The following is a 12,686-nucleotide window of genomic DNA, read 5'->3' as shown; positions in this document are numbered from 1 at the left end:
TCAATATATGAAGCGTGTTGTTTACTTGTATTTATAATGTAAAAAGCAAAACTCTGGTTATTGTATATTTGCATAACTAAACTAATCAAGTAAACCAATTTTATTCAAAGGCCATATTCTTACAAAAGCCTTGCCTTTAATTAGCTCTCTCTTTATTGGTCCAATATAATCTGCGCGACTGTCATTACTACCATTCCTATTATCACCCATTACAAAATATTCATTATCAGCAAGAGTAAGTGGTTCGGTAGCAATTCCACCATCTTGTATCGGTTCCTTACCATAATTCTCTTCTAAAATCTTGCCATTTATATATATTTTCTCATCTTCAATTTGGATAGTCTCTCCCGGCAAGCCGATTACTCTCTTGATAAAATATTCATCTACATCATCACCAAAAGGCATAAGAATTACAATATCAAAACGTTTGGGATCCGAAAATTGATAGGTTAATTTTTCCACCATTAATTGCTCTTTGTTTTGTAATGTATTCTGCATGGATGATCCCTTAACCAGTGTTCGCTCTAGTATGTAAGTAGGTACTACTTTAAAGCAAATCAAGAATATACATATCCAAATCAGAAGTTCTTTTAGAAAGCTCACTTTCTTTTTATCTTTACCTGGTTTTACTTTTTTATTTTCTTCTTCACTCTCACCTAGCTTTAATTCAGTATTTGCTTGTTCTATGTTCTCTTCATTTGTCTGCTGTAATGTAGGTATAACTGTTTCTTGATTTGTGTTCATCTAACTTCCTCCATAATTAATGTAGTTTAGATATTTTACAATCTTTGTAATTTATATTCATTATAGCAATCTATTAGATAATATACTACATATTTTTTATTCCTTTTTGATAATTAAGCATTCCTTAATATTTTCATTTCTTCTTCATTAATCTTGTCTATCAAAATAAAAGATTAGCAAATTTAATATTTATATTATATCTACTTTATTATTTTATTTTTTTCAAATCAACTGCTTCATTTTTTTATAATTGTGTTATTATAATAGTAGACTAAATTATATTCTATCAGAAAGCTGGCGATTATATGGAACAATATGATGCTTCCACTCAATTATGGAATCAAGTATATTCCGAATGTAAACTTGTTGACTTAAGTGGCGAAAAACTTGAAGTAGAACCAACCTTCGATGCTTGCCTAAAAGTATTCGCACAAAATACACGTCGAGTCCTTGATTATGGCTGTGGTACTGGTGATATATTATTCCAATGTGCTGATTTTAACTATCTTACATATGGTATGGGCATAGACCGATCTGAAGTTGGCATACATTATGCACAGAAGATGGCATATCTAAATCATTATCATCAACTAGATTTTGTAACTGGTGATATTGATTATCTTAAACAGATGGATGACGAATGTTTTGACGGCATCATACTCTCTAATGTTCTAGATGTTACTCCGAAAGATATCGCTAGAACAATTATCACTGAGCTTACAAGAATACTTAAGCCCGGAGGTTATGTTTTTCTCAAACTAAATCCTTACATAAGCCAAGATGAACTCATACAACTTGGATTGACACCTCTTGGTGATAACCTCTATGCTGAAGATAATGTTCTAAGGCTTCATGAATTAGATACTCCGTCTTGGTGTCATATATTAGAAAACTCTTATAATATAGAACGATATCTAGAATTTCCATATCCTTGGCAGGAAGGTATGAATCGACTCTTTTTGTTAAAGAAGAAATAAAGCACATTATTTATAGATAATCAAATAAACTCATCTGTTCCATATTTACTTTTGTCTCGAATTTCTTCATGTACTCAAACAAAACATCACTTTCGCAGACAATACCGTGCTTCTTGCATTCTTGTCTTACTATCTTCATTAACTTATCATTATTGGGACTAGGAAGGATATATTGATTTCCATACATAGCAATATATCTTTCTTTTAGCCCTGGAAAATGTTCATCTAACTTTTGATAAAAATACTCTCGATCTCCTTCTCGTAAGGTAACTCCCATATTCCACAATAAAATTCCATATACTTTTGCTTTTACACAATACCTAATCAATCCTCTTATATTATCTTCGGTGTCATTAATAAATGGTAATATCGGCGTCATCCAGACTATTGTAGGAATACCATTATCCCTCATTATATTAAGTACTTCTGCTCTTTTACTCGTCACACATACATTAGGCTCTATTATCTTACATAGCTCATCATCATATGTCGTTAATGTCATCTGAACAACACACTTTGTTTTTTCATTAATACTCTTTAACAAATCCAAATCTCTAAGTATTAAATCTGATTTTGTCTGTATAGCAAGTCCAAATTCATATCGATCTATTAGTTCTAAACATTTTCTTGTGTGTTGTAATTCTTTTTCCAGATGAAGATAGGGATCTGACATAGCTCCCGTTCCAATCATTCCTTTATTTCTCTTGTGTGACAATGTCTTCTCTAATAATTCAACTGCATTTGCCTTCACTTCAATATCCTCAAAGTCATGTTGCATATTATAGCATGTACTTCTAGAATCACAATAAATACATCCATGAGAACACCCTCGATATAGATTCATACCATTACTTGGTGATACTATCGATTTAACTTCTTTATAATGCAAAACCATCATTCCTTCATTAGATTTTATATAAATAATATACCTCACTAAACTTGACATAGTATGTCATATTTAGTGAGGTATGAATTATATGTATTTATTTAACTCGCTTATCTCCATAGAAGAATAATGCAACTGTACCTGGCCCCGTATGAGAACCGATTACTGTACCGATATTATTAATTACAACTTTTCCGTCTAACTTAGGAAATTTCTGTTCAACTAAATCTGCCACTTCTCTTGCATCGTTATAGCAAGCTGATTGTGAGATAAAACATTTTCCTGAATACTCCAAGCCATCCTTTGCATGTTCTTCCATTCTCTTAACAATCTCAATAATTGCTTTCTTCTTGGTACGAATCTTAATCCTTGGAATTAGATGACCTTCATCATCCATATTCATTAACGGGCATATACTTAATATCTGGCCCACAACTGCAGAAGATCTTGAAATTCTTCCACCACGCCAAAAACTCGTCAAATCTGTCGAGAAAAACCAATGATGTATATTAAGCTTGTTTTCTTCTGCCCATTCATAACATTCTTCAATGGTACTTCCTTGATCTCGAAGATTTGCTAGACAGTCCATAAGAAGTCCATAACCAGAGGATGCGCCTAGTGAATCTACAATTAATATCTTTCGATCTGGATACTTTTCTAACAAACTATCTTTTGCTATATTGGCAGAATTGTAAACACCTGATAACCCTGATGAAAGACATATATGTAAAATATCTTTTCCTTGTTTTAAGAATGGTTCAAAAAATTCTGTGAACTCTTCAACATTGACTTGTGACGTGGTAGGTGTTGCACCATCTGATATTTTCTTATAAAACTCATCAAGCGGCATTGATTTACCTAAATCATCCGCATATAAAACATCATCCATTAGATAATGAAAACAAACATATTCTATCTCTCTTTGACTATAAAATTCTTCTGACATGTCAGAAGTTGAACAACAGGATAATACATATCTATCCATTCTAAATCGCACTCCTTTCAAAATTATGGATATTAAATTAGCCTTTTTTACCTAATTCAATTACTTCTTTAATATGTGACATTACATGTTCATACCCCTTTATCCCATGTGGTGCAAGACAATTTGAACAGTCTTTAATTCCCTTTTCGTTATAACTAAAGTTACCACCACACTGATCTTTTAATGCATATAAAGGGCAATAACAAAATAAGCAATTGAATTTATCTGGATTGTTCGTCTCATGGCATGGGAAGTACTCACACTTTCTATTTTGTGTAAACTTATAATGCTCCATTACAAGACTCCTTCTTATACTATACCACACTTGCCCCAAATCTCATAGGGCATATGGTTCTACAACGATTACATTCTACGGTATCATATCCTCGCACCGATGATCCATAGGCATTCATCCTACATTTTTTTTGCGTTACCCCGCCTATATGTAATGCTTCCGAAGGACAACTTTCTATACACTCATTACAGTTTGGCAAACAAAGTGGCTCGGCATATGTATCAGAATTTACTTTAACATTAGTCAAAACACAACCTAAAGTCAAGCGATTACCATAAATTTCATTAATAAAAAGTGTATTTTTACCCATTGTTCCTATACCCGCTTGTACAGCCATATGCTTCATTGACAGTAATCCTCGACCTTCCAGGTTTTCTGCATCCCAATACTCATATGGTCCATCTGCAGGAATTGGTACAGAAGTACCTCCATATTCTCTCTCAATAAGTATCGCAATCTTATAAGCAATCTCATTAACTTTATTACATATATCATAATTAAAATGTCCATAAATAAATCTAGAATCTACCTTATATAATCCTTTGGGTAATGCTACTCCAAATACTACAACACTTTGGCATTCAGAATAGATATCACATGGGTGAAAACCCTTTGGCGCATCTCCAAATCTATCGATATCTGCAAATCCACATACATGTGCACCATAATCTAAGATAATCTGCCTCAGTTGCTCCTTTGACACATTACTTAATACAGGATTACTAGCATCTCTATTACCATTGTATTCCTCATTCATATGTACTACCCCTTTCTCAAACTCATTCACTTGAAATTACAAATCTATATTAAAAGAAGTATCCAGATGCTAATTTCAAATTGCAACTTCTAGATACTTCTTAATACTCCCCTCAACTATTACTTGTTCTTATTCAACAAATCATCAAGTACTTCAAAATATTCTTCAAATGTTTTCTTACAACAGTCTGGATTATCTATAATAATTCCATCACTCTTTAGACCCAATAATGAAAATGCCATAGCAACACGGTGATCTTCATATGTCTCAATAACTGCTGGATGTACCTCACCTGGCGTGATTCGTAAATCGTCACCTTCTTCGACACATGTAATACCAACACGATTTAATTCATTAACAATAGCTGCCATACGGTTACATTCTTGAAGCCTTATATGACCTACATTCCGTATTACCGTCGGCGTCGTTGCATATGCTGCTAATGCTGCCATCGTTAAAGTTTGATCAGAAAAATCATTCATATTAATGTCGATACCTTCATAAACACCATCTTCTGGTCCAGTAACATTAATTCCTTCTGATGTTTCTATGACCTTACATCCCAACATTTTCAAAACTTCTATAAATTTCATATCCCCTTGCATGGAACTGTAGAACACATTCTTTACTGTAATGCTTCCTCCTAACAATGCTGCAACCGTATAGAAATAACATGCCGCAGATACATCCGGTTCAATATAATAGTCACCTACAACTACCTCTTGACCACCAGATACTTCATAAACTTCGCCATCAAAATCTACCTGTGCGCCAAACTGTTCCATCATCTTTCTTGTTATGCGTATGTAAGCTCCATCTTTTTTCTCGCTTGTAATGGTAATTCTAAGACCATTCTTGGTAAGAGGTGCAACCATAAGTAATGCACTTAAAAATTGAGTACTCTTACTAATATCCATCGTAACATCTTTACAAGTGCCTCCATTACCAATTACTTTAGCTGGTAAAAATCCATCTTCTTCAAGAAACACAAAAGAGGCACCCATCTTTGTTAACGCATCGAATAAAGGTTTCATTGGTCTCTTCTTCATTTGATTCGAACAATCAATTACATATTCACCATCAGATAGTGCCAACAATGCAGTTAAGAACCTTGCTGCTGTCCCAGCACTTCCAACATTGATGGTACCTGTCTTATTGGGTATATTTCCACCGGTACCTTGCATCTTTACTGTTTTATTCTCTTTATCTATCTGTAAATCAAAGCCTAACTGTTCTAAACACATGAGAAAATGTCTAGAATCATCACTAAAAAGTACACCACTTAACATGGAATCATTCTTTGACAACGTTGCCAATAACAACGCACGATTAGTCATACTCTTAGATCCTGGTACTTTTACTATTCCACTTATTGATTTGTTTTGTTTACTACAACGATATTGATTTATATTATTATTCATTCATTTATACCTATTTCTTCGTTTTACTTTACCACGTTACATTACAACTATATTATAATAATATATATTTTCCCTATTTACAACCATTTTATAGTAGAATTGTTATTAATTTTGAGTAGGTATTCCTTCCATATTTCCATACATTCTAGCACATATTGAAAATCTTGTAAATCACATCAATTCTTAAGTCTAACAAAAAAGAAATTCCAGTAATGTAATCACTACTGGAATTTCTTTCTATAATAAGTTCATATTATAATTCATTCTATAAAACCAATGATGGTGCTGTATATACACGAGTACTTAGTTCATTATCAAACATGAATAATCCCTTAGCATCACTGGCGAATAAGTCATATCTCTTGACATTATCATCTGCATTTTTCTCTTCTTCACCTTGTTCCTTAACAAACCAATCTAAAAACTGAGTTGTACGGAAATCATTGAGCTTATAAGCCTGTTCATAAATATTATGAATTGATTTAGTTATATAATGCTCATGATCTAATACTGACTTTAATGGTTCACGAAAATCCTTGTAACTAGGAAAATCTCCTGCTATTTTCGTTGAAATAACTGATTCTCCATTATTTAGTATGTACTTTCTAAATAATAGTGCATGGTCAAGCTCTTCTTGAGCTTGTATATAGAACCAATTTTCAAAACCACTTAAACTCTGGTCTGCATAATAATTCGCAATGTGTAAATATAAATAAGAAGAGTAAAACTCTCTGTTCAATTGTTCATTCAATAGTTTAACTATTTCCTGATTTAGCATACTATCACTCCCTTCTATTTTATATTTTTAAGTATAAAGATTAGATATCAAATATTATTGATAATCTTTTATCCATAATCCATGAAGATTGCAATATTCATAGGCAGCAACTAATTTATCATCATCTGTAAGTTTGAATGTAACTACTGTTTTATCTGATGGTGTTAGTTTTTTACTTTGAACACCTTTTTCAGTTTGGATATAAACCCATTGAATATAATGTTCTTCTGTCATTGGATGTTCTACAGATCCAATTTTAACTACAACCTCATCACCGTTAACAGTAATCTCAGGTACATGCTTTTCTGTTGCTGCATCAGTTGTATTTGGTACTAATTCCGCCATCTTTTCTCCACAGCAAACTACAGGTACCCCTGAGTTTTGTACTTTAGTAATAATATTTCCACAATGCTTACAAACATAAAACTTTAGTTCTTCTTTTCCCATAATTATTTCCTCCATTTTTTATTATTCTATATTAAATGAGAGTGAGAAAAAAACTCATTTAATATATCAAATATTTATACTTATGTACTACCATCTAAATTATAACGCGAAAAAATCAAATAAACAATCAATGCACGGTCAATTTGTAAAATCTTAGCGAAGTATTAGCGCGATAAAATGTCTCAATAAGGTCTATTTATTTGCTTGATGTGTAACTTGAGATTAACATTAGAATGAAAGGTAAACCCATTAATCCCCAGTAAGAATTTCTATACGGTGTTGCATATGTATTCCAATATGGCCGATTCCCAATATCACAGTAGATATAAGCAACCAAATCACTTTTCCATAAATACCAAGTAAGAAAAATGCCATTACGGGAAGTGTTGCTCCAGCAACCGGAACACCTAACAAGCTGCTATAAAAATCTGATAAAGTTCTTTTACTAGAAAAATAACGAAACCACCAAATTTCGTACATGACCATCAAAATGACTGCCGCTATCAGCCACCATGACCAAAGCGACCATTTTCTTAAGTTAAAGTCTGAAAAGAACAGTGCGCAGCAAGTAACTAGCACTTCACCTACTCTTTCAAAGACTGATAATATTTTATTCTCTTTTTTTGCATCATATCCTTGTGGTTGGTTTTTAGCCCAAATTAAATTCGGGATCATTAACATAAGTAGGAAAATTAAGCCTATATAAGAAAATCCAATATGTCCTAACATTGTTTAATCACTATCCTTCCTTAAGTTGATTATGTTCTTTTGTATTTAGCTACCATCCTAAAACTCTCTTGAATCAATCCAAACAAAGCTTCTAATATTGTCTCTATCTTCTATAACTCCACCATTATCCAAAGCTACTTTCAATGAATATTCATTTTCATTTCTTATTGTCAATAATACCTTATCAATACCTATCTTCGACGCTTCATTAATCAATTCCTTAAGTAATCTTTTCCCATATCCTTTGTTTCGTTCACTTGGACGAATTGCATACCCAATATGGCCACCTTCTCGATATAGTTGTTCAGTCAAGAAATGTCTGATTTTTCCCATTCCAACAGGTTTTCCATTCACATAAATCCAATATGTACTACTTGGTACTTTCCAACCGTCTTTTATCTCATCATATTGTGAAAAATTATTTTCTCTTATTAGCCATTCTTTATATTCATGGAATGTCATACCATTAACGGAATTTATATAGCCATTTTCATTCTTTGGAATTTCTTGCAGCATTTCATATATGTCATTACCATCAGTAACTTTTAATTTTATTAACTTAATCATAATATCAGCTATATTCCTTTCATCAACTAAATGAAATCTAAATATTATGTAATCATGCCATCAAACTTTGATTGATTAGGTTATGATCATTTTTCAGAATTACCTTTTGATATTGTACTTTTCTTCAAATTCTTTTAAAGTTATACGTAATCCTACATCCAATTTTGCAATACCTCTATCATATATTTCTTGTGGAATACTACCGTAATATGCCTGAGCTATTCCACCTGCTATACATGCGATTGTATCACTATCACCGCCTATGGAAATAGCTTTTCTTATGGCATCCTCATAGGACTCCGATTCCTGTACTTGAATACCATCTGAATTCGCCCAAGACGAAAACATCTCTCCAAATCCAGCATTGGGATATCTTTTGTAATATTGCTTGTACCACATTGCATAAACAGCTTTGTTATTTATCGTTGCATAATTTTGATTTAATATTTTATTTGCTACAGCAACTGACAAAACAGTATCATCTGTAAATTTACTTCCTATCGGAAATAAATCAAACTCTTCAGTTTTTACATTATGCCATTCATATATTGAGCCGATAATATCACCAAAAACTGCACCAATCATACTCTCCTCCTTTTTCTTCTACACCAGCATTCCATAAGTATTTATCTATTAATTTAGTCTATTAACATAGGTTTCTATTTCACAATAATTCTCTAATGTGACAGGTATATTACATACTTTTACTATAATATTTCACTTGCTTTTATAACAATATCGGCGTACTGATTCTTCTATTTCTTTGGTATTCATATTCAACCTCCTTTTATCCGTATTATAAAATCTCGTATATTGATATCCATAAGTAGCTTTGATTGTAGTTTGCATACCAATGGCATTATTTTCGATCAAAACTCTCACTTTCTTCTCTAAATTTTATAAAACAATTATTTATTATATCATCTGCTATTTCATGAGCTTTTTTCCCAGACACTTCATCACTTTGATCCATTAAGTGAACGGCAAAAATATAACTTTCATTGTTTCCTTCGAAAAAACCGACAAACCAGCCATGTCCTCGATACCCTTTATTATTATTTCCAGTACCTGTTTTCCCGTATATCTTTATGTTCTTATTCTCTTCAGTTAACATGATCTCCTTTAGAATATTAATCTCATCAGTTGAATAGATTGTATCCCCACCTAGAATCTTTGATAAGACCTCTACCCACTCTATTGGTGAAATTTTGAGTGATGAATCCAACCAAAACCCACTAATTTGGGGATTGCCATAATCTTTATTTCCTTCCCATTCAATAATATCACAATTACCAAAACATAGATTGTCTAACTGTTTTTGAACTTCACTTTTACTAATCTCATTGATTACTTTTCTAAAATACCACACACAAGATGCTTTAAATGCATCCTTAAGCCCCAAATTAGCGTTCCATGTGGGCATTGCATATATTTCTCCATCATATCCCATAGTAGATGTTGTAGAGTTAATGATATTTTCATGCAGTCCCATTAAAGTAGCTATAATCTTAAATGTGGAATATGGTGAAGCTTCTTCCTCACATATATCTTTATTATACATATAGTATATATTCTGTTTTGTATCATAAAAGACTGCTCCACCTTCTAATCCATCAAAGTATTCACTATAGTCAACTTCTTTAGTGATTGAATTGTTTTCTTCTTCTAGCAAGACATCTTCAGTATCATCCACGATATCTTGTTTTAAATTAGAAGCTGTTTGATTAGAATCTGATTCTTGGGCTATAGATTCGGAAGGATATTGTTTTGTATTTTTTAATTGTTCATCTCTCTTACAACCACTAAAGCAGATGCCTATAATAAAAGTAAAAATCATATATCTACAAATATATTTTTTACTATAACTTTTCATTTCGTTCCCTTTCTTGATACCATTAGCAACGATCATAAATTGAATATCCGTGCATTGCGTGACACCCCTTACATTCTTTTTCCTTAAACGAACCGCATTGTGTGCAGTCAATACCACATAATCCATATTTCATATTTATTTTCCTCCCGCACTTTGCACAAACCCTAACTCATTCCCATCAATGTCGGAAATAGTGAATTTCCTACTTCCATAAGGAAGTGTTTCAATCGTTTCAACAATAGTCACTTTATCTTTTACTCTTTCCCATAATTCATCAACATTACTCTATGGATTTGTATAAGTCAGTAACATTAGCTCTCACATGATTCAACCTCGTTTTCATAACAATGACCTCCACTTATTTTATAATTATTTACTTAACACCTGTCACATTTCCATTAGCATCAATAGTATACTTTCCTTTACTCATATCAAGTATGCAAAACCTGTTTCCCCATTTATCAACAATAACAGCGCATTTTCCAATATCGATATCAAACGGACCATATTCAAGGGTTCCACCTGCAGCCAGAAAATCTTTCAATGCACACTCTACTGATTCTACTTTAAAATTGACTTGTGGATTGTGCTCATTTACAAGCACAACTTCTGTTATGCCATCGGACATTCCAAGCCCGCAGGAATACTCTGCTCTCCATAGTAGCTTTAATCCAAGTGAATTTGAATAAAACGAAATACCATTGTCAAGGTCATCAACGTAAAAAGATATACAATCTACGTTTTGAAATATGGAATTTACCATCCTGTTCTTCCTTTCTATCACAATACATTTCTACCATTAATACTTAACAGTAGGTACGTACAGATCATTTGCACCAGACACATCAGGCATATCAACATCATTTTCTGTTGTTCCGGCAACAACTAGAGAACCATCCGATTTTAATCCAATGGAAATCCAATCCCCAGTAGCAATTGCTACAATATCGGTCCAACCAGAAACATCTAATTGTTTGTTTTCATTATCACCTGTGGCTACTACGGTTCCATCACGTTTTAATCCTAACAGACAACTGTTACCATTTGAAATAGCAATGATATCTTTCCAATCGGATACATCATAATAAGTTTTATAATATAACGAGTTTTTGGATACAACCACAGTTCCATCAGATTTCAATCCTACAATAGGTCCTACAGAGCCTACAGATATTGCTACAATATCCGTCCAGTCAGCTACATCATCATATAAACTGGCGGCTGCAGATTTTTCACGTGCATACTTATTAAAATTAGCAACATAAACTGTACCATCTTTCTTTAACGCTGCAATTTTACTTTGCGCTGTCACAACATCTACAATGCCACTCCAAGTAGATATATAATCTTTATATTTCTCCAGTTCTTCATTGTACTTTGCCGAATATGCAATTATACTCCCCGTCTTAGATAATAAAGTATAATTATCATATTCTGTGTCCATTGCAATTATATCTTTATAAGAGCTTAATTGTTCTGCCATATAGTTATAGTTCTTATCCGTAGATGGACTGGAATGAATAAGTCCCTCTTCATCCAATGCATCAATCTGACCCAAAGCAAAGGAAAGACTTTTTATATTAGACCAGTTTGACACTTTATCATATTGGTAATATTTTTTTATGGAATCATCCACAATGATTTCAACTTCTCTATTATTATTAATTGCAGCAATTCCATCAACAATATTCGCTATATATTTACCATTGATAATGTAGCGTAATTGTTCTAATAAATCATCAGCCTTTTCATTATCACTTATATCAGACAATACTCCAATTGCCTGGGGATATTTTTTGTCCTCAATTAAGGTGATTGCATCCTTAATTTTTGATTCCTGTATGGTTTCATTACTCATAGTATTCTGGTCTGTATTATCATCGGTAAACTCTTGCTTTGTTGAACAACCGCTTAAAACCATAATAGCCATAAGAAGAATTAAATATTTTCTCTTAAAAAAACTGGGCATCTATAGCATCTCCTTCTATTTATCAATTACCTTTTAATAATATACAGAACAATACATATATGCATCACCTAACCTTCCACCAATTACCATTTATTATACTGCGCAATACATATATTGTAAACTATTAACGTATTGTGTAGATGCCTTGAATAACTAATTAAAATAGTAAATTAACGTAAAATGAATAAACGTAAAACAAATAAATTAAAAACATTCATACACCGGTTAAAAAGCAAAAAATAATCCCGAGAACTCGAA

Annotated in this window: 15 protein-coding genes; 1 reads left to right on the top strand and 14 read right to left on the bottom strand. The window is 32.5% G+C overall.

The annotated features are described in order from the left end of the window. Positions 1-81: 81 nt before the first annotated feature. A complete protein-coding gene (gene lepB, locus ACW2QF_RS12870) occupies positions 82-744 on the bottom strand; it encodes a signal peptidase I (protein WP_455716411.1) in 663 nt (220 codons plus the stop codon). A gap of 305 nt (positions 745-1,049) precedes the next feature. Between lepB and ACW2QF_RS12865 the strand changes: the two genes are divergently transcribed. Continuing rightward, on the top strand, positions 1,050-1,721 hold the full coding sequence (locus ACW2QF_RS12865) for a class I SAM-dependent methyltransferase (protein ID WP_455716410.1): 672 nt from the start codon (positions 1,050-1,052) through the stop codon (positions 1,719-1,721). A 10-nt stretch (positions 1,722-1,731) separates the two neighbouring features. Here the strand turns inward: ACW2QF_RS12865 and ACW2QF_RS12860 are convergent, their stop codons facing one another. From ACW2QF_RS12860 to ACW2QF_RS12800, 13 genes are all read right to left on the bottom strand, one after another. Next, positions 1,732-2,610, bottom strand: a complete 879-nt coding sequence (locus tag ACW2QF_RS12860; protein WP_455716409.1) for a radical SAM protein — start codon at positions 2,608-2,610, stop codon at positions 1,732-1,734. Between the two features lie 94 nt (positions 2,611-2,704). Beyond that, a complete protein-coding gene (locus ACW2QF_RS12855; protein WP_455716408.1) occupies positions 2,705-3,592 on the bottom strand; it encodes a DegV family protein in 888 nt (295 codons plus the stop codon). 37 nt (positions 3,593-3,629) lie between these two features. Then, positions 3,630-3,887: a cysteine-rich small domain-containing protein gene (locus ACW2QF_RS12850; RefSeq protein WP_455716407.1), complete on the bottom strand. Its 258-nt coding sequence runs from the start codon at positions 3,885-3,887 to the stop codon at positions 3,630-3,632. A gap of 19 nt (positions 3,888-3,906) precedes the next feature. After that, complete coding sequence (locus ACW2QF_RS12845) at positions 3,907-4,644, bottom strand: epoxyqueuosine reductase (protein ID WP_455716406.1); 738 nt, start codon at positions 4,642-4,644, stop codon at positions 3,907-3,909. Positions 4,645-4,763: 119 nt separating this feature from the next. Next, complete coding sequence (gene aroA, locus ACW2QF_RS12840; protein ID WP_455716405.1) at positions 4,764-6,065, bottom strand: 3-phosphoshikimate 1-carboxyvinyltransferase; 1,302 nt, start codon at positions 6,063-6,065, stop codon at positions 4,764-4,766. A gap of 265 nt (positions 6,066-6,330) precedes the next feature. Beyond that, the gene (locus ACW2QF_RS12835; RefSeq protein WP_455716404.1) at positions 6,331-6,843 is read right to left on the bottom strand and encodes a ferritin; all 513 of its coding nucleotides are present in this window, start codon (positions 6,841-6,843) and stop codon (positions 6,331-6,333) included. A gap of 54 nt (positions 6,844-6,897) precedes the next feature. After that, positions 6,898-7,290, bottom strand: coding sequence for a desulfoferrodoxin family protein (locus ACW2QF_RS12830; protein ID WP_455716403.1), 393 nt, complete (start codon positions 7,288-7,290; stop codon positions 6,898-6,900). 249 nt (positions 7,291-7,539) lie between these two features. After that, positions 7,540-8,019 (bottom strand): hypothetical protein, encoded by a 480-nt coding sequence (locus ACW2QF_RS12825; protein WP_455716402.1) that lies wholly within the window; start codon positions 8,017-8,019, stop codon positions 7,540-7,542. 57 nt (positions 8,020-8,076) lie between these two features. Further along, the gene (locus ACW2QF_RS12820; protein WP_455716401.1) at positions 8,077-8,586 is read right to left on the bottom strand and encodes a GNAT family N-acetyltransferase; all 510 of its coding nucleotides are present in this window, start codon (positions 8,584-8,586) and stop codon (positions 8,077-8,079) included. A 99-nt stretch (positions 8,587-8,685) separates the two neighbouring features. After that, positions 8,686-9,171: an ADP-ribosylglycohydrolase family protein gene (locus ACW2QF_RS12815; RefSeq protein WP_455716400.1), complete on the bottom strand. Its 486-nt coding sequence runs from the start codon at positions 9,169-9,171 to the stop codon at positions 8,686-8,688. 274 nt (positions 9,172-9,445) lie between these two features. Further along, positions 9,446-10,459, bottom strand: coding sequence for a penicillin-binding transpeptidase domain-containing protein (locus ACW2QF_RS12810; RefSeq protein ID WP_455716399.1), 1,014 nt, complete (start codon positions 10,457-10,459; stop codon positions 9,446-9,448). A gap of 373 nt (positions 10,460-10,832) precedes the next feature. Further along, complete coding sequence (locus ACW2QF_RS12805; protein WP_455716398.1) at positions 10,833-11,222, bottom strand: VOC family protein; 390 nt, start codon at positions 11,220-11,222, stop codon at positions 10,833-10,835. A gap of 36 nt (positions 11,223-11,258) precedes the next feature. Continuing rightward, positions 11,259-12,428, bottom strand: a complete 1,170-nt coding sequence (locus tag ACW2QF_RS12800) for a hypothetical protein (RefSeq protein WP_455716397.1) — start codon at positions 12,426-12,428, stop codon at positions 11,259-11,261. Between the last annotated feature and the right edge of the window lie 258 nt (positions 12,429-12,686).

The sequence above is a fragment of the Anaerosporobacter sp. genome (assembly GCF_965301125.1).
The sequence above is the reverse complement of the archived record's forward strand: the minus strand, read 5'-3'. Positions and strand labels throughout refer to the sequence as shown.